The sequence below is a fragment of the Mucilaginibacter sp. 3215 genome (assembly GCF_050433785.1).
Lineage (GTDB): Bacteria > Bacteroidota > Bacteroidia > Sphingobacteriales > Sphingobacteriaceae > Mucilaginibacter.
In genome coordinates, this window is record NZ_JBNPWO010000007.1 from 70,545 (window position 1) to 90,010 (window position 19,466).

12 protein-coding genes are annotated in these 19,466 nt (G+C 43.5%); 5 read left to right on the top strand and 7 right to left on the bottom strand.

Annotation, left to right across the window (positions count from 1 at the left end; all coding sequences use genetic code 11):
* The first annotated feature begins 10 nt into the window (after positions 1 to 10).
* From ABIC84_RS14205 to ABIC84_RS14215, 3 genes are all read left to right on the top strand, one after another.
* Positions 11 to 1,921, top strand: a complete 1,911-nt coding sequence (locus ABIC84_RS14205) for an AAA domain-containing protein (protein ID WP_429263943.1) — start codon at positions 11 to 13, stop codon at positions 1,919 to 1,921.
* An 87-nt stretch (positions 1,922 to 2,008) separates the two neighbouring features.
* Positions 2,009 to 4,336, top strand: coding sequence for a family 20 glycosylhydrolase (locus ABIC84_RS14210; RefSeq protein ID WP_429263944.1), 2,328 nt, complete (start codon positions 2,009 to 2,011; stop codon positions 4,334 to 4,336).
* A gap of 3 nt (positions 4,337 to 4,339) precedes the next feature.
* Positions 4,340 to 5,377: an Atu2307/SP_0267 family LLM class monooxygenase gene (locus tag ABIC84_RS14215; RefSeq protein ID WP_429263945.1), complete on the top strand. Its 1,038-nt coding sequence runs from the start codon at positions 4,340 to 4,342 to the stop codon at positions 5,375 to 5,377.
* On the opposite strand, the gene ABIC84_RS14220 is transcribed toward ABIC84_RS14215, so the two are convergent.
* Together ABIC84_RS14220 and ABIC84_RS14225 are read right to left on the bottom strand one after the other, a co-directional pair.
* The gene (locus tag ABIC84_RS14220; RefSeq protein WP_429263946.1) at positions 5,374 to 6,159 is read right to left on the bottom strand and encodes an alpha/beta fold hydrolase; all 786 of its coding nucleotides are present in this window, start codon (positions 6,157 to 6,159) and stop codon (positions 5,374 to 5,376) included. The two genes, ABIC84_RS14215 and ABIC84_RS14220, sit on opposite strands and share 4 nt — an antisense overlap.
* A gap of 99 nt (positions 6,160 to 6,258) precedes the next feature.
* Complete coding sequence (locus ABIC84_RS14225; RefSeq protein WP_429263947.1) at positions 6,259 to 8,034, bottom strand: glycoside hydrolase family 9 protein; 1,776 nt, start codon at positions 8,032 to 8,034, stop codon at positions 6,259 to 6,261.
* A 334-nt stretch (positions 8,035 to 8,368) separates the two neighbouring features.
* Here ABIC84_RS14225 and ABIC84_RS14230 point away from each other — a divergent pair, with 334 nt between their 5' ends.
* Complete coding sequence (locus ABIC84_RS14230) at positions 8,369 to 8,710, top strand: hypothetical protein (protein WP_176624006.1); 342 nt, start codon at positions 8,369 to 8,371, stop codon at positions 8,708 to 8,710.
* Between the two features lie 44 nt (positions 8,711 to 8,754).
* On the opposite strand, the gene ABIC84_RS14235 is transcribed toward ABIC84_RS14230, so the two are convergent.
* The gene (locus tag ABIC84_RS14235) at positions 8,755 to 10,545 is read right to left on the bottom strand and encodes a beta-N-acetylhexosaminidase (protein WP_429263948.1); all 1,791 of its coding nucleotides are present in this window, start codon (positions 10,543 to 10,545) and stop codon (positions 8,755 to 8,757) included.
* A 323-nt stretch (positions 10,546 to 10,868) separates the two neighbouring features.
* On the opposite strand from ABIC84_RS14235, the gene ABIC84_RS14240 reads away from it, so the two are divergent.
* Complete coding sequence (locus ABIC84_RS14240; RefSeq protein ID WP_429263949.1) at positions 10,869 to 12,419, top strand: hypothetical protein; 1,551 nt, start codon at positions 10,869 to 10,871, stop codon at positions 12,417 to 12,419.
* Between the two features lie 90 nt (positions 12,420 to 12,509).
* Here ABIC84_RS14240 and ABIC84_RS14245 read toward each other — a convergent pair whose 3' ends face one another.
* From ABIC84_RS14245 to ABIC84_RS14260, 4 genes are all read right to left on the bottom strand, one after another.
* Complete coding sequence (locus ABIC84_RS14245; protein ID WP_429263950.1) at positions 12,510 to 13,922, bottom strand: efflux transporter outer membrane subunit; 1,413 nt, start codon at positions 13,920 to 13,922, stop codon at positions 12,510 to 12,512.
* A 67-nt stretch (positions 13,923 to 13,989) separates the two neighbouring features.
* Entirely contained in the window at positions 13,990 to 17,190 is a 3,201-nt protein-coding gene (locus tag ABIC84_RS14250) for an efflux RND transporter permease subunit (protein ID WP_429263951.1), read from the bottom strand.
* A 24-nt stretch (positions 17,191 to 17,214) separates the two neighbouring features.
* Positions 17,215 to 18,360 carry an efflux RND transporter periplasmic adaptor subunit gene (locus tag ABIC84_RS14255; RefSeq protein WP_112655393.1) on the bottom strand — a complete coding sequence of 382 codons (1,146 nt, stop codon included), beginning with the start codon at positions 18,358 to 18,360 and terminating at the stop codon, positions 17,215 to 17,217.
* A gap of 418 nt (positions 18,361 to 18,778) precedes the next feature.
* On the bottom strand, positions 18,779 to 19,381 hold the full coding sequence (locus ABIC84_RS14260; RefSeq protein ID WP_090524775.1) for a TetR/AcrR family transcriptional regulator: 603 nt from the start codon (positions 19,379 to 19,381) through the stop codon (positions 18,779 to 18,781).
* Between the last annotated feature and the right edge of the window lie 85 nt (positions 19,382 to 19,466).

Sequence of the window (19,466 nt, forward strand, 5' to 3'; positions counted from 1 at the left end):
CCTTTGCAAAATGGACTATTTTAAAAAACTGCTCAGCTTATTACAAACTGAGCAGGACGAAGACCGCCAGGCTTACCTCAAACTAACTGAAACATCTTCAGCTGCCGAACGCCGGGCAGCAGGGCTTACATGGTACCCCATAGCCATAAAAGGCACCGAAGTAGGCCGCGGCGATTACCTTACAGTTGAGGTGGAACGGCCTTCTCACCAGGACCTTAGTCACCAATTCAGGTTCGGCGCTTCGGCTGCATTGTTCTCCAACCATGATCCTAAAACCGATCGTGTAAACGGCACAGTATCATACCAGGGCGGCAACCGGTTAAAATTAACTTTGAACACCGACGAGCTGCCCGACTGGACCAGGAGCGGCAAGCTTGGCATCGACCTGCTGTTTGATGACAATAGCTATGACGAGATGCAGAAGGCGCTTAAACTATCTGCCAGACTTGTTGATGATCATAAAGAAGGCCACCTTACCCGGGTGTTAACCGGGCAAAGTACGCCGGCTTTTATCCCCAAAACAATTCATCACCCGCTTAATGGTTTAAACGCTTCACAACAACAAGCTGTTCAAAAAATAATTGAGGCACAGGAACTTGCCATAGTTCACGGCCCTCCGGGCACCGGTAAAACAACCACGCTTGTACAGGCTATCAAAGCGCTGATAAAACAAAACAAACAACAGATCCTCGTTGTAGCGCCAAGTAATACAGCGGTTGATTTGCTAAGCGAAAAGTTAAGTAATGAAGGTTTAAATGTACTCCGCATTGGCAATCCGACAAGGGTCTCTGAAAAGTTAATGGCTTTAACTTTAGATAGCAGGATAAATGCCCATAGCGATATGAAGGAGATTAAAAAGCTTAAAAAGCAGGCTTCAGAGTACAAGAACATGGCGCACAAATACAAGCGTAATTTTGGCAAAGCCGAACGCGATCAGCGCAAAGCGCTTTTTGATGCAGCCCACCAGCTTATTAAAGAAGTGGATAAAACTGAACAATTTATTACGGAGGACCTGATTGGTAAAGCGCAGATAATTACGGCAACCCTTGTAGGCGCTAACCATTATACCATCCGCAATTTAAAATTCCATATGGTGGTTATCGACGAAGCCGGTCAGGCGCTTGAGCCCGCCTGCTGGATCCCGATATCGAAGGCGCAAAAAGTAATCCTTGCCGGCGATCATTTGCAGCTCCCGCCTACCATCAAATCGCAACAGGCAGCCAAAGATGGCCTTAGCACTACCCTGCTCGAAAAATGTGCTGACCTCCACCCCGGAGCGGTAATATTGCTCGAAGAACAATACCGTATGAATGAAGCCATTATGGGATTTTCATCCAAACAGTTTTATGACAGCAGGTTAAAAGCGCACCCCACCGTTGCTTATCAGCTTTTAATTCCCGGCGATTTGCCTGTAAGCTTTGTTGATACCGCGGGCTGTGGTTATGATGAAAAACAGGAAGGCACCAGCACGGCAAATCCCGAAGAGGCCGCATTTCTGTTCAAACACCTGCATAAACTGGTTAGCGAACTCACGGGATCTTATTCAACAGAAAACTTCCCAACGATAGCAGTTATTTCCCCATACAAGGAGCAGATCAGGATTTTAAACCAATTGTTACTGGATTCGCCGGAGTTGCTGATTTATGCTGATAAAATTGCCGTGAACACAATTGATAGTTTCCAGGGGCAGGAACGCGACGTGGTTTACATCAGCCTCACACGCAGCAATACCAACGGAGAGATAGGCTTCCTGAACGATATCCGCCGCATGAACGTGGCCATGACCCGCGCCCGCAAAAAACTGGTAATGATCGGCGATAGTTCAACGCTTGCGTATGCTCCTTTTTATGGAGATATGATCAGTTATGCGGAACAGCTAAACGGCTATCAAAGCGCATGGGATTACGCAGGCTACGATTAAACGTCAATTGTTTGTTACATAAGCCTTAGCCCCATTCCAGCATAGGATAATGGTTAAATTTATCCTTTCATCATTATCCACGCCTGTATGAATTTTAAAGCACACTATTTAACAAAACTCATCACGCTCGCAAGCTTTTTTATCTTTTTAGGGCAAACAAACAAAGTATCGGCCCAGGTAACCACCGATGATCCGCATCTGGGCATTATCCCTGCCCCTGCTTCCATTACCAAAAATAGCGGCACGTTTACATTTAGCCAGCTTACAGCAATCAAGGCTGATAATCCGAAAGATAAAGCTGTTTTATGGTTGAAAAGCTATCTGCAGGATACCCGGCACCTGAATATTAAAGTAGCTAAATACAATTCAAAGCTTAAAGCCGCAAAAAGCAGGGGGCTAATCTTAACTGCAAAGGGAGCCGATAAATTGCCCGAGGAAGGTTACAAACTAACCATTACCCCTCGCAATATCATCATAGTTGGTAAGGATGCAGGCTTGTTTTATGGTATCCAAACCTTACTGCAACTTTTCCCGGTTGAAAACGCTGCCGCTTACAAATTGCCTTGCGCGATAATTGAAGATTCGCCTCGTTTTGGATACCGGGGAATGATGCTGGACGTATCGCGTCATTTCTTCACCATTCCGCAGGTAAAAAAGGTGATCGAGCTTATCGCCTCTTACAAACTCAACACCTTTCACTGGCATTTGGTTGATGGTCAGGGATGGCGTATCGAGATCAAGAAATATCCCAAACTTACGCAGGTGGGCGCATTCCGTCAGCAAACCATGTTTGGCAGCAACCGCGACTGGCCAGATTCGCTTAGCTACGGCGGATTCTATACGCAGGAACAGATCAAAGATGTGGTAAAATTTGCGGCCGACAGGTATATCAATGTTATCCCGGAAATTGAAATGCCTGCACATTCCGAAGCCGCCTTACGTGCCTATCCAGAATTTAAATGCGATACCGTTGCTGGCCAGAAAGCCCCGCGCGATATTAACAATCTATACTGCCCTACCGAGCAAACTTTTACCTTTTTACAGGATGTACTTACCGAAGTGATAGCTTTATTCCCAAGCAAATACATCCACATTGGTGGTGACGAAGCGGGCAAAGAACCATGGAAGCAATCGGCATTTTGCCAGGCTTTGATGAAGGAAAAAGGCCTGAAAGATGAAAAGGAACTGCAAAGCTATTTTATCCAAAGGATAGAAAAATTCATCAATTCCAAAGGCCGCAGCATTATAGGCTGGGATGAGATATTAGAAGGTGGCCTCGCCCCTAACGCCACTGTAATGAGCTGGCAGGGCGAGGAAGGCGGCATTAACGCTGCCCATCAAAAACATAACGTGATCATGACGCCGCAAACCACCGGTAATTACTTTGACCACTACCAAAGCAGTTCGCCGCAAGAGCCGGTTTCATTTGGTCGTTATGCTACTTTAGAAGAAACTTATAATTATGATCCGGTTTCAAAGCAGCTTACCCCCGACGAACAGAAATATGTAATAGGCACCCAGGGCAATCTTTGGACAGAATATGTGCCTACAGTAGCCAAGCTTCAATACCAGATCATGCCAAGGGTATTCGCCCTTTCGGAAGTAGCCTGGAGTAAGCCGGAGAACAAGGACTATACCAATTTTTCCGAAGTAAGGCTGGCCAAACACTTTGCAAGGCTTGATGCTATGAACTATAACTATCGCGTACCTACTGCACTAACTACTATCGATACCATGGTAGTAGGCCCGCACTTTGTTTACATGCTAAAATCGGTGGTACCCGGCGCTAAGATCTATTATACATTAAATGGCCGTGACCCATTGGATACCGATCTGCAGTATGACGGGCCCATCACGTTCTCCATCCCGCAAAACGAAAAACGGGAATTAAGGACAAGGGTGATTACCCCATCCGGGCGCAGGAGTATTGCTACCCGCACTTTAATGTATAATAAAGCCCCCCTACCTCCGGTAAATTACGTAGCCAATAAACAGGGGCTTAAATACAGATGGGCAAAAAACACGTTCACCTCTCCCGATCAGTTTAATTATGTTACTACACAGGATTCATCCACCATTAATAAACTGGATGCCGAGCCTTTGAAAAAAGACAATCCTAATTTTGGTGTTGTTTATGACGGTTATGTGAACGTTTTAGCCGATGGTACTTATAACTTTACCCTTGCAAGTTATGCCGCCAGCCAGTTATTTATTGATGGCATACAATTAACAGAAGCTGAATATGCGCTGCCTCTGGCGAAAGGTTTTCATCAATTAAAGGTAAAGTATATATACAACGCACCGCCTCCCCCAACCGGCAGGTACAGGCAACGTGCAGCACCACTTAAAGTATATGTTACCTCACCCGGAAGTTTTGAAAAGAAGGAGCTTAACGCAGCCGATCTTTATTATTGATGCATGGAATTAGGTATTAGCACCTTTGGTGAAATCCATCCCGACGGGAAAAGCGGCAACGCTGTAAACGCCCATAAGCGGGTTCAGGAATTATTGGAAGAAGTAAAGCTGGCCGATGAGGTTGGCTTGGATGTTTATGCCTTCGGCGAACACCACCGGCCCGATTTTGTGATCTCAGCACCGGAAATATTGATATCTGCAGCAGCGGCTATTACCAAAACTATTCGTTTATCAAGTTCAGTTACTGTATTGAGTTCAGTCGACCCTGTGCGTACATTTCAAAACTTCGCCACTGCCGACCTGGTATCTGGCGGTCGCGTGGAGATGATAGCCGGTCGGGGTTCCTTTATTGAATCTTTCCCGCTTTTTGGTTTCGACCTGGATGATTACGATGCATTATTTACCGAGAAGCTCGAAATGTTTTTGCAGATCAACAAGCAGGAAATTGTTTCGTGGCAGGGTAATTTCCGGGCACCAATCCGGAACCAGGGCGTATATCCTCGTCCGCTGCAACAGGAAATTCCGGTTTGGATTGGCGTTGGCGGAACTCCTGCCTCAGCTAAACGGGCAGGAACGCTTAACCTCCCTATGATCATCGCTATTTTGGGCAGCGCACCAAAACATTTTGTACCCTTTGTTGAGCTTTATCGCGAGTCGGCAGCCAAAGCCGGGCACGATGTAAGCAAGCTCCAATTGGCCATCAGTTCGCAATTTTATATTGCCGGAACCTCACAACAAGCAGCCGACGAGTTTTATCCAAGCTACGAAGCCCTCATGACCCGCGTTGGCAAAGACAGGGGCTGGTCGCCGATGACAAGGGAACAATTTGAGTACCTGCGCGATTTTGGGCCATTGGTAGTAGGCGATCCGCAACAAGCCATCGACAAGATCATGCAGCAATATGAGCTTTTTGGTAATACCCGTTTCGTAGCGCAGTTAGTTACGGGCTTTACCAAGCACAAGGATATTTTAAAAGCAATTGAACTTTACGGTACCAGGGTTGCCCCTGTTGTACGTAAAGAAACCAGGTCAAAAGTTTAAGCTTTTGCCTTGGTTAAAAATTCTTCAATAATAGCGACAGCGGGGTAATCTCCATCTCCGCGGAGATCCTCAATCTCACCTATATAATCGCCGTGTCCTGCAGGCAAAATACAAAGCTGCGCATCGGGAAGCATGCGGTATAGCTCAAGCGTATGCTCAGGCCTTATCACGTCCTTATCCCCGGCAATAACTAACGCAGGCATGGTGATAGAACGGATAGCATCATCGCTCCAATCTTGGAAAGCCTGCATCCGATGAAGGTCACGCTTATGCATTACTTCTAAAGCGGCCTGGTCATTGTTTATGGCGAGGAAAGCGTCCTGCAAAGGTTTGGGCATACTGTCAAGGGTCGCGTTCTTCATAAAATCCCAAAACCAGGAGTCGAAACCACTGCGTTTATAAAACGAAGAAGCTATCACTATTTTATGCACCAGTTGCGGGTGCCTGATGGCTATTTGCATAGCGGTATTACCGCCGTTGCTAAAACCCATAATATCGGCCTGTTTTATATCCAAATGCTTGAGCAAAGCGGCTACGTCATCAGCATCCTGCTCAAAAGAGGTAGGTACGCCCCTGTCCGGCGTACGCCCGTGTGCCTGCAAATCAACCCCTATTACCTGGTGATTTTTCGCAAAGCCCGACAATACCCTGCCAAAAGTAACGCCGATATCTGAACCGCCGCCATGGATTAATACCAGCGGGAAACCCTCGCCGTGAATTTCATAATACATCTTAAGGCCGTTAACAACGGCATAGTTACCCCCAATATTTGTTTGTGCCATATCCATAGGTTTTAATTTCAATACAAACTTAGCAGTATGAAGATAAGGCGCCGGGTAGTAAATATGACAATTTGAGGTATAAAAAATGACAGCTCCGAATTATTGCTGCACAGCCATAGCGGTAACGGCCTGCAAATACCAGGCGGCATGAGGTAACCATTGTTCTGTCCAACGCCATTCGTTGCCGTTGTCTTTTATTTTAAAATCGATACCGCTGCCGTCGGGATTTTCCTTTTTACCGGTGATTCCGTTAGAAATCCCACCCTTGCCCGATCCATGGCCGAAATTTGAACTCATGTAAGGCACATTGTTTTTACCATACTGGTACATAAAGCACATTTGATAAGGGTTACAACCCAATATCCAGGCTATCTGGTGCGATGCATACTCTGCCAGTTTTCTTTTTATGCCCCAGCCTCCTTTTTCGGGATATACTAACCGCCCGCCCACTAATGCCGCGGCAGCCAGCGAGCCCAAGCGCGCATTTTCACCTTGCCACCACCAGCCGGTTTCATTTTCATGCGGGATAAAAAAGCCATCTTTTACAGCACCCCTAAACTTAAAAGATTGGCGGGCATAGCCAAACGGATTACCCACATTAGCGGTTACCTTCAGGTTATAATCCAGTGCTTTTTTTATGGTTGATAATGCATCGGACCGCTGATCAGCTTCTTGCTCCTTATCCAGGTACCTGCATAAAGCAATAACGGGTAAGCCGGCATCTGCTGCGTGCCAGAAAGGCCTGTCGCCATCGTCAGCAATAAAATACCCTGCGGGCCTCATTCGTTTGTTCAAACTTAGCGCACGTTTTCGGGCTTCATCACGATAAAGGGAACTATCGGTAGCAATCCACAATTCGGTAGCAGCCATCAGGGCACAATAATCATCAATAATATTTTCCTTGCCGTCGTCATCATATTTGGTATTATTTGCCAGCAAGTGCGCGAAAGCCCGTTTGGCAGTGGCAAGATATTCCGCTGATTTAAAATCGCCGTCTCTCTTCAGTTGCGAGATTCGCGCCAACGATGCAATAGCCATCCCACCTCCTTCTCGAAAAGCAGCCTGGTACTCATCTGTTGTAACGCTGTTTGCTTTTAGTCCTACAACACGCCTGGCTTTAGGGTCTTTATTAAAATAGCTGAATACGATCATGTAAAAATAATCGTCTTTTGACAGGGCGCGCATCATGTAATCAGCACCCCAGAGTGCTTCGTTCACCATACCGTCATATACGTTTAGCTTATTTAACAAACCCGGCGCGGTTTGCACCGTATTGATCATTGACCAGGTTACCAACGGTATTTGCTGGGGCGACATAAAATTAGCATAAGCTAAGTGCGAAAAGTATTTGCTTACATCGCCCGATGCATCACACCAGCCGCCATGCAGATCAACTGTTTTATCGCTGCCATAAAGCTGAACGGCTGCATCGGCCTGTAGCTCCGTTGGTGTGTTAGCCCGCTGCTTATTATAATAACTCAATACAGATGGGATGGTAGTTACTGCCAGTGCGTTTTCCTTGATCTGAAACCAATCGGATTGAGAATGAAAATCTTTAGTACCAATGTAAACCCTGTATTTCCCCTCCGCTTTGAATTCCGAAAAGTCAGCCTGGTAAAAATATCCGTCCTTGTCCCATTCCTCAACCTTTAACGGACCATTTAACGGAGCAATATATACAGCTTTACCATTTGAGTTTTGTAACGCGAAAAGTATACCCGGCACAAGTTTGGTGTCGCAACGCACAACAACAGTTTTTGCTCCCCGGGCATCATACCCTACCTGGTTCATGTAAAAAACAGGATTCGCTTTACACAGATAGCAAAACAGCGAAAAAAAAGCTGACAGGATAATTCGGCGAACAAATGAATTCATGTAAATGCAGTTTAATGATCAATGCAATTTACAGTATTTATAAACCGACAGTTAGTAACCCTGGCCTAAAAAGCGGCAACCATACCCCTAATTTACCACTACAATTTATCCAAAAAACGCTTTATAATTTAATGGGGTATTAAAACAAACTATAACATGCTGCCTGTTTACCCGTTTTATTTAGGTAACTTTGAAACTTATAAAAATTGGCCGTTACATTAAGCTGATTTATTGAGAACTATTAATGCCGGGAGGTGTAACAACCTCTTTAACCCGATAACCGAAGCCCTTGTATAAATACTTTACGAGGGCTTTCGCTTTTACAAACACTATTATGGACGAAAGAAATTATTTAAGCACGTGGCAAAAGTACATGCCTGTAATACGCCTGCACTTGAAAAGAAGTCTGCAAGACGAGCAGCAGTTTAAGTTAAATATAACTGATTTTGAAGCGGCCGGCAGCAAGGGGAAATCCGGTTATACCTTTAATATCAATATCGAAAACGGCAAGGTCACCAACAACATCAGCGGATCGGCAGTGGCGCGCGATTTGTACGAACTCCTTAAAGCCGATGAAGCTGTTAAAGCGATTTTAAAGGATAAAAATGTAAAGATAAGCGTTGGCAAATCGTTTGTCCTTAGTATTAAAACTACGCACTTATCTTCATACAGATAATAACATCCGGAAGTAATTTCAAAAGGGGAATAACCTATTAGAGGTTATTTCCTTTTTTTATGAGATGATTTTTTGCTTTTACCTGAAGAAGAAGAATTTTTTGAAGATGATGACTTCTTAGAGGAAGAATGCTTTGATGAAGAAGAATGTTTTGACGAATGAGAGGTTCTTTTTGAAGACTTTCCATGTCTTCTCGTCGGGCGGTATCCTTCATCTTCTATATTCTGATCTGCCGGTCTCTCCATTTTCCTGATCTTAGGGCCAAAATCAATAGCCTCATCATGGAAAAACTTATCAAAAGGATTAAAATAATAGATGTTAGCTGCATCGTAGATCTTGATGCTTGCTTTTAAACGGTTATTGAACGCTTCTTCATCTTTGAGTTCAGGAGCAGTCCAGCCTGCTTCGGCCAAACCAGCTATGCGGGGAAATAACATAAAATCAAGGCGCTTTTCAGAACCTATCATTTCAGTCCAGACATTGGCCTGTACACCAATGATCTGTTTTGACTGCAGGTCTTCGTTATTCTGCATCTGCCTTTCAGGGAAACCATAAACGCTACCCACGGTATTATACACACCTTTCCACCTGCGGCCCGAGATATGATCAGCATCCTGCACAAAATCAAAATACATAGGCAGGCGCGGACAAAGCACTACCTGGTAGCCTTTTTGAACGGCTAAATGCAGCTGGCCCGGTAAATTTTGCCTCCACCAAAAGATAATGGTTTTATCAGCCGGCAGGTTTGTTCCGGTTGCTTCATCCCAGGCCAGTACTTTATTACCTGCATTTATGGCGGTGTCAGCTACGCGCTTAAAGAAATAACGCTCCAGCTCGCCTACATCAGCAAAATTATTCTTCTGCATAAACCCAGCTATTGAAGGGTTAAGCGACCAGGCCTTAACACCCAAAGCCACTTCATCGCCTCCTAAATGGATCATTTTAGAAGGAAAAAGCGTGGTGGTTTCCTTAATGATATTACCAAGAAACTGGTAAGTGCTATCGATTGCAGGATTAAAGGTAAAATTAGGGTATCCTTCAACACTGCCGCCACTAAACTGCGGATAAGCTTTGTTGGCCGCTGTAGCATGGCCCGGCATATCAATTTCGGGGATCACAGTTATAAACCTTTCCGCGGCATAAGCAATGATCTCTTTGATCTGTGTTTGGGTATAATATTGAGGATCGGCAATTGAATCACTGTAATTACCGATTCCGCCAATCAGTGTTAGCTTAGGATATTTTTTTATCTCCAAACGCCAGCCCTGGGCATCGGTTAAATGCCAGTGAAATTTATTCAGCTTATAGTAAGCCATCCAGTCAAGGAGCTGCTTAACTTTTTCCATCCCGAAAAAATGGCGGGATTCGTCGAGCATCAGACCCCGCCATTGATAGCGCGGGGTATCGGTAATGGTTAAAGACGCTAAGCTGATGGTTTCGCCCCGGGGCTGGTCTTTGATCATTTGCAGCAAAGAGATCATCCCATAAAACACCCCATCACGGTTTGACGAAGAAATGGTAATTTCATTGGCAACAATTTTTAAGGAATATGCCCCCGCGGTGGGATCGCCGTTGGTTAACAACAAATGAATAACACTGCCTGCATCTTTATTATCAACGGCAAGCATAAAACCAGCCGACAGGCTTACCTGTTTTTGGAAGTAACGGGCTATTGGCAACAACGAAGCATCATTTACACCAACAGTACTGTGATTACTAAATGTAAACTGCCCTGTACCATTAACAACAGACTTGGGCTGCGGGATTATATTGACATTTTGCGCCCGTAAGTATCCGGAAAACAAAATAAATACAAGTACGATCTTAAATTTCATTTAAAAACAACTCAAATAGTTTGGGGCTGCTATGATATGAATTTTCTTTGAAAAACCCGGTAATTTGTTTGTAACAAAGTGTTTAACTCCTGCAACCGGGCAGGTTGTTATCCGTAAGGTCATGAAATCAGCTATCAATGGGTTCCGGGAGTTGTATAAATTGCTTCACAATTTTTGAGATACGATTGTGAGTTTAGCTATAACAACATGTAAAGCGTTACTAAAATTACCACAGCGCGAAGAACAATCACAAAACGAGCGTTCTGGATAAATTGCAAATTACTAAATTACAGCAATTTACATCAGCACAAGTATTGCATCCTATGAACCAGGCTCGCATCAAAAGGGCGGGAAGGAATATTTCTGGCCTGTTATTCCGCAACAGATATTTCGTTATCGCTTCGGTAGTAGTTGTTGTTTTAGCAGCTTCAGTTTATTTACTTTTTTCATCTTCTAAATACAAAGTGAGCATAGAGTTGGCTGCTTCCGGCGATTGGGAATTACTAACGACAGCAATTAAGGAGCTGCGCTCTGAAACCACGATAGAAAAAGCGGTCAACGCGTTAGGGCTCCAGGTTAGTTATTATCATAAGGGAATTTTTACAACAAAAGAGATTTACGGGGATTCATTACCCATCAAGCTTATACCTGGAAAGAGCAACTTCTATACTTCTCCTGTTGAGATCACCATCAATTTAATTAATGGCAACGTTTGCAGGATTGATCAGAATAATGTACTCACAGATGTACCTCTATACCACCCGATTAAACACGGATCTTTACGCTATACCATAATAAAAGGGCCTGCCTTTAAACCCATACAACTACCGCTGATTGTAAAACTCACTTCCTCCGCCGATTTAACTGAACAATTTAGCAATAGTATGCGTGCGAAAATTTTGAGCGATAGCAATTTTGAATTGAGCATAAACGCGAATAATGCTCAAAAGGGGCATGATTTTTTGAATAAGCTTGTAGAAATTATCAATGCCCAATATGCCAAGCCCAGTTCAAACACTAAACCGGCAGTTGATACTGCATTGCTTCTTAAATTAAACGATAGTATAACCTACTATAAAGCAATGGCAGATAAATATCACGAGCAGCAAGCCATACTGAACAACATCAAAAAACCAAGGCAAATGCCAAAGCCGAGAGCCGTACCGATACTGGTGACGGTGAAGACTGCATTGACTGAAAAAGAAAGAGCCGGCTTAAATGCACTTACTGCCGTTAAAACATACGCCTTGAAACCTAATGATGTTTTTGTTATCATACCGGATAATCATCAGGTTGGCGATTACCGTATCGAAGCACTCATACAGGATTTTAATAAAGCGCAACTCAATAAACAGCGGGTAATGCAGGATTCGGACAATGCTGATGCAAGTGTTTACGCTTTCAAACTCGAACTTAATTCAATAAAAAAAGCACTTGTTAACAGCATAACGGTAAAAGAACAGAAAATCAGAAATGCTCATCAAATTAAAGATGTCCGCCAACTTAAGTACATTGATCAACCCAAAGATGTTAAGCAATCTCAACATAGTGTGCAACCAAAAGATATCGACCAGCCAAAAGATTCAAAATCAATAGCATCATTTTTATCGCTGCAATTGAATGATTCTATCGCCCAAATAAACGCTGTAATTGAAAGCAAGCAACAACAGTATAACACGCTGTTACATGGCTCAGGCAGGCAAAATCCCGGGCCAAGGCTCATTATAAATGAAACGTGGCACACGCGGGAATCAATGATCTCCAAATCATTATTAGTATATTTTTTTGCTTTACTGACAGGTTTGCTGCTGCCTTTTTTGTTGCTGATTATAAATGAATATATAACATCAGTAAAAAAAAGGGCGGCGCAATAAAACGCAGGGAAAAGCATATCCCTAACATGCAAAACGGCCGATCAGGATTTCTGATCAGCCGTTTTCCGTTTTCACGGGGGTAGATAAAGCTTATTTCCAGCCGCCGCCTAATGAGCGATAAAGCTCAGCGTTGGCACTAAGTTGAGCCATTTTAATAGATGCTAATTCAAGCTCACCTTGCAATACATTACCTTGCGCAGTAATCACCTCAAGATAGGTAGCAAGCCCGTTTTTAAACAACATGCTCGCATTGCTTGTAGCTTGTTGCAATGTTTTAACGCGGTTAGCTGCGATTGTTTGTTGCTCTTTAAGCTTTTGGAGCCTTACCAAAGCGTCAGATACCTCTCCTACTGCATTTAATACAGCCTGACGGAATTGGATCACTGTTTTTTCGCGGTCAACTTTGGCAACTTCGTATTGAGTACGCAATTGTTTGTGTTGCAACAAAGGCTGAGCAATACCACCGGCAACAGTACCAAATAATGAAGCCGGAATATTAAACCAGTTGCTTGATTTAAATGAGTTTAAACCACCCTGACCGGTTATAGTTAATGAGGGGTAAAGCTGGGCTTTAGCGATACCAACCCTCGCGTTAGCTATATTTAAAGCCAACTCCGAACTGCGTACATCGGGCCTGCGGCTCACCATTGCTGATGGTACACCTGCCGAAAGTGTTTCGGGGAAAGTAATATCATTAAGTTTAGCGCTACGTTCAATGGCGTCAGGTAATCTGCCTGCCAATATGCTCAAGCCATTCTCCTGAACATTGATATCGCGTTCAAACTGAGGAACCAATTGCGCGGCAGCTTCTAACTGGGCCTGTGCCTGCTGAACACCTAAAAGTGTCACCTGGCCGGCATCGTACTGCAATTTGATGATGCGCAATGTACTGTCATTCAGTTTTACGTTCTTCTTAGCTATCTCCAGTTGCTCGTCGAGCATCAGCAAGTTATAGTAACCTTGTGATACACTTGATACGATGTTGGTTTGGATAGCCCTTTTAGCTTCGTTAGTTTGCAGGTACTGGGCCAAAGCTTCACGGTTTTGACTGCGAATTTTACCCCAGATATCAGCCTCCCATGAAAGTGAAAGGTTGGCGTTGTAATCTTCAACATGTTTTGTACCAATGTTAAACTGTTTAATGCTTAGCCCGGTAACACTGTTATCAGATGGACGGTTGCTGCTTGCCGTAACATTTAAACCAACAGATGGTACATAGTTCCATTTAACTTGTTTAAACTGCAATTGCGCAGCTTCGATATTTTTTACGGCCACCTGCATATCGTAATTTTTAACGATGGCACTGTCAATCAGATTTTGAAGAGCAGCATCGGTAAAAAAGTTTTTCCATTGCAAGTCGGCAATGCTGCTGGTATCGCCGGTGGTAACCGCGTTCCTGAAAGCTTCAGGTTGCGCGTCCTTTGGCGTAGCAACATCTTTTGAAACTTTACAGCCTGCCAGCACTACCAGTGCTAAAGCCAAACTGCCTATTATATTTTTCATTGTTATATCTTTTTTAAACTATCACGGATTTTAAAGGCCGTGATAGTTTTAGTTGATGTTTGATTGATTAAGCTGAATATTCGTTTTCTAAAACTACAGCATCTTTACCATGGTCGCCGGCAGCGGCAAGCGGCTTAGGTTTGCCACTAATGCGTTCCTGCAAGCCCTGGAATATCACGTATAGTACGGGTATGATAAACAAACCTAACAGTACGCCTGAAACCATCCCGCCTGCTGCACCAATACTGATAGAGTGGTTACCCTGTGCAGATGGACCGGTTGCGATACTCATCGGGAATAAACCGAATACGAAGGCCATGGAGGTCATGATGATTGGACGAATACGGAGCTGAGCCGCTTCGATAGCCGACTGAACCAGCCCATGCCCTGCCCTTCGCCGTTGTACCGCGAACTCTACGATCAGGATGGCGTTCTTGGCCAGCAAGCCGATGAGCATGATCAGCGCAACCTGTACATAGATGTTGTTTTCGATACCGGTTAAGCCTAACACAATGAATACCCCGAATAAACCTGTAGGTATTGAAAGTATTACCGCCAATGGCAGGATATAACTTTCATACTGTGCAGACAGCAGGAAGTATACAAACACCAAACATAACAGGAAGATCACAGTCGACTGACCACTTGAAGAAATCTCCTCGCGGGTTTGGCCGGTAAACTCATAGGCAAAACCTTGCGGCAATTGCTCCTTAGCTGTTTCCTCAATCGCTTTAATGGCATCACCAGAGCTGTAGCCCGGTTTAGGGATAGCATTGATTTCGATAGAGTTGAAGAGGTTATAACGTGAAGCAGTTTCTGAGCCATACACACGGGTTAATTTAACCAGGGTGTTGATCGGCACATTTTCGCCCGATTTGTTTTTAACAAATACACGGTCAATTGCAGATGGATCTGTCCTGTCTGCAATATCGGCCTGAACAACCACACGGTAGTATTTACCAAAGCGGTTAAAGTCTGATGCCTGTGCGGTACCAAAGTAAGCCTGCATGGTTGACAGGATGTCTTTAACACTTACACCCAACTGGTTGGCTTTTTCGTCATCAACCTCTAATTGTAACTGGGGATAATCAGCTTTGTATGAAGTAAAGGCGAAAGCAACAGCCGGCTTTTGCATCAGCTTCATGATAAAGTTATTGGCAACGCCGCTAAATTTATCCAGCCTGCCGTTGGTTTTATCCTGCAGCATTACGTCAAGCGCTTCCACATTGCTGAAACCAGGAACGGTTGGGAAACTGAACACGAAGAACGTACCACCTGGTATGCCTGCTAATTTGCCCCTAACAATATTCTGGATAGCATCAATATTTTTAACCTCGCCCCTTTCGTCAGTAGGTTTTAACAACAGGAAGATAACACCTGCTGATGGGCTGCTTGACTGTGTTAAGAAGTTAAAACCAGAAAGCGCGGTAACAAATCGTGCTGACGGCAATGTTTTCAACTGATCTTCAGCCAGTTTAAAGGTTTTGTTAGTTCCTGCTAATGAAGTACCTGATGGTGTATTTACTGCTATAGCCACAAAGCCCTGGTCCTCAGTAGGAATAAAGCCTGTTTTGGTTTTGTTTACCATGTAAACTGTAGCAACAACTACTAAGGCAAGGCCGGCCATACTGATCCATTTATTACGGATCAGAACTTTCAAGCCGCCAACATACCTGTTGGTCATATAATTGAAGCCGCCATTAAAGCCCGCGTAAAATTTCTCTACAAAGCTTTTCTTAGGTGCGTCATGACCGTTTCCGCTATGTTTATTCTTTAAGAATAGCGCAGCCAAAGCCGGACTTAAAGTTAACGCGTTAACAGCCGATATAATGATAGATATAGCCATAGTTAAGGCAAACTGGCGATAGAAGATACCAGTTGAGCCTGTCATGAAACTCACCGGTAAAAATACCGCAGCCATAACCAGGGTAATGGATATAATTGCACCTGTAATTTCGTGCATAGCCTCAGTAGTTGCCGCTTTAGGTGTAAGACTTGGGTCATGCTCCATTTTGGCATGCACCGCCTCCACCACCACAATGGCATCATCCACCACAATACCGATGGCCAATACCAATGCGAACAGCGTTAACAAGTTAACTGAGAAACCGAAAAGGTTCATAAAGAAGAACGTACCGATAATGGCAACCGGAACCGCTATCGCCGGGATCAACGTTGACCTGAAATCCTGTAGAAAGACGAATACCACGATAAACACAAGGATGAAGGCTTCAACCAAGGTATGCTCAACCTGGTTGATAGACTCATCAAGGTCGGTTTTAGTACGGTAGAACTGATTGTATTTGATACCAACAGGGAAATCTTTTGATAGTTTCACCATCAGGTTATCAATCGCTATCTGAATTTCGTTGGCGTTTGAACCTGACAATTGGATAATACCGATGATAATACCATCGTGGCCGTTCAGGTTACTAACACTATTGTATGAATAAGCACCCAGTTCAACACGTGCTACGTCTTTCAAACGCAATACAGAACCATCTGCATTAGCACGGATGGCGATGTTCTGGTACTCCTCTGGTTTGGTAAGTTTACCTTTATATTTAATTACATACTCAAATGCTTCGTTGCTGCGCTCGCCAAATTTACCTGGTGCTGCTTCAAGGTTTTTATCCTGTATAGCTGCGGTTACTTCGGCCGGTGTAACATTGTAAGTTGCCATTTGGGTAGGATTTAACCAAACACGCATTGAATAATCCTTAATACCACCAAAAATACTGGCAGAACCTACACCCGGGATACGTTTAATTTCCGGAACGATATTGATCTGCGCATAGTTGGCTACAAAGGTTTGATCGTATTTTTTGGGGTCTTCAGAGTAGATGGCCATAGCACCGATAAAGCTGTTTTGCTGTTTGGTAGTTGTAATACCATATTGCAAAACCTCGGCTGGTAACTGGCTTGAAGCCTGTGAAACACGGTTTTGAACGTTTACCGCTGCCTGATCGGGATTGGTACCCTGTTTAAAGTAAACGGTAATACCTAATGTACCGTCATTACTGGCGGTAGAGGTCATATAGGTCATATTTTCCACCCCGTTAATCGCTTCTTCTAACGAAGGCGTAACGGAACGTAAAATAGTTTCGGCATTGGCGCCCGGATACACGGCTGATACTAATACTGACGGAGGGGCAATATTAGGAAACCGCTCTAAGGGCAGTTTTGTTAAACCAAGCACACCCACTATCACCAGCAATATGGAGATAACAGTTGAGAGTACCGGTCTTTCTATAAATTTCTGAAACATGACTTTAAAGTTTAAGTGTATGTATTATTTCTTAACTACAGCGGCTACTTTATCTGCAGCTTTTTGAGGCTGGATAACCATGCCTTCCTGTAATTTATCAATGCCCTCTAACACGATCTGGTCGCCGGCTTTAATGGCTTCTTTATCTTTAACCAGGTAGTGATCGCCTGATTTACCAATTATGTCGATAGGTTGTTTTTTCACTTTGCTGCTATCGCCAACTACAAATACAAATACTTTATCCTGCATTTCGATAGTTGAAGCTTCCGGAACGATCAAAGCATCTTTATGGCTCAGGCTTAAACGGATCTTGCCGGTATTACCAGAGCGTAAAAGACCGTCAGGGTTTGAGAAATTTGCCCTTAAAGTGATAGCGCCGGTGTTTTTATCAAACTGACCGTCTACAATATCAATTTTACCTTGTTTAGCATATTCTGTATTATCAGCTAACAATAATGATACTGATGGTACATTTTTCAATTTATCTTTCAGGTTAGCGCCGGGATATTGTTCTTTAAAGGCAACAAAATCTTTTTCGCCCAATGAAAAGTAAACGTGTACATCATGAACATCTGATAATTGAGTTAGTGGAGCAACATCCGCAGGAGCAACAAGGCTACCTTGTTTCTTAGCAAGCAGACCGATATAACCGCTTACAGGAGCTTTTATTAAGGTGTAACCCAAATTGATCTGCGCGGTAGCTACGTTAGCTTTAGCCGATTCGATATTGGCTTTCGCTACATCAGCCGCCGCCTTAGCTGTTTTTAGCTGATAGTCAGAAACTACTTTATTTGCCACAAGCGGAGTTAATTTTTCAACTTCCAGTTGCGCATTTACATGTGCTGCTTCAGCGGCGTGTAAGCTTGCTAACGCGTTATTTAAAGCCGCCCGGTATGGTTGTTCGTTAATTTTAAATATTGGCTGACCGGCAGATACGAAAGCGCCTTCGTCAACAAATACTTTATCTAAAGTACCGCTTACCTGTGGCCTGATCTCTACGTTAACGGCACCTTCAATGGAAGCAGGATATTCCTGATAAGTAGTTTCGGTACCTGATACTATAGAAGCAACCGGTAAGGCCGGTGGTGGAGGTGCTGTTGGAGCCTGCGGTGCAGATGAACATCCGTATAATGTTAAAGCTGCAACTGCTGCTAAAAGGAGTGTTTTCATGAGTGATGATTTTAAGAGTGGTGAATGAATAGGATTAGAAAAAGCCGTTGGGCTTGTGATATATGATGATTTGATTGTTTTCATTGTTTTATTGTTGCCGATCATTTTCAATTGAGATGCCAGTTATATAATATAACTGATTATCAACTACTTATATTTATAATGTTTAATTTCCAATGCCTTATATCGTTATTTTCATGATTTTTCATGACGATATACCGAAACGATGTACGCTAATTACAGCAGTTACATAAATTAGATGTTACAACACCGTTAAATCGTTTAACACTGTTAAATAGATTGCGAGGGTTGTGAGTGAGCTTTTTCATTGTATTAAGAGTTTGTTTTAAAAAGTGCTTAACAATTGCCTAACACTGTAAGGTAATTTAACAGTGTAGTTTTCAAGTCGCAGAGAGAATTAATCTTTCATCGACCTGATGATACCGCCTATGGTATCTTTCAAAACCTGGCGGTTAACTTCGTCAGAGAATCCCCTGCTCAGTAAGTTAATGGATACCAACCCGTGTACAACCGACCAAAAGGTATAGTATTTGGTGCAGATCATTTCGTCATTGATATCCTTTATATCCATCAGTTGCATAATAGCCTCGCTAACCATAGTGGTAGGGAGCTGGGCTTCGGGCATTGATTTTACCATTTCGCAGCAACAGTTCATCTGTACGCCAAACATAACCTGGTAAAGTTCCTTATTGTCAAAAGCAAAGTTCCAGTAAGCAAGCCACATGGCCTCCAATTGCTTTTCGGGCAGGCGGTGCTTTTCTTTGGCTTCCTCCATATCCTTTGCTAATATCAAATAGCCTTTGCGGGTAAGTTCCATTAATATAGCATCCTTATTTGCAAAGTATTCATATATAATGGGCGCGGTGTACTCAATTACATCGGCAATCTTACGCATGCTTAAAGCTTGCCAGCCTTCATGTTTAACTATGTGGAGCGCGGCATCCAGGATATTAACCCGGGTTTCCTCTTTTAAGCGCTGAATTCGTTCTTTACTTGCCATTTTGATTACACTATTAAATCATTTAACAGTGTTAAGCAAAAGTATAACGGTTTTAAGGATTATTTACCATCCCTTTGTAAAAAAC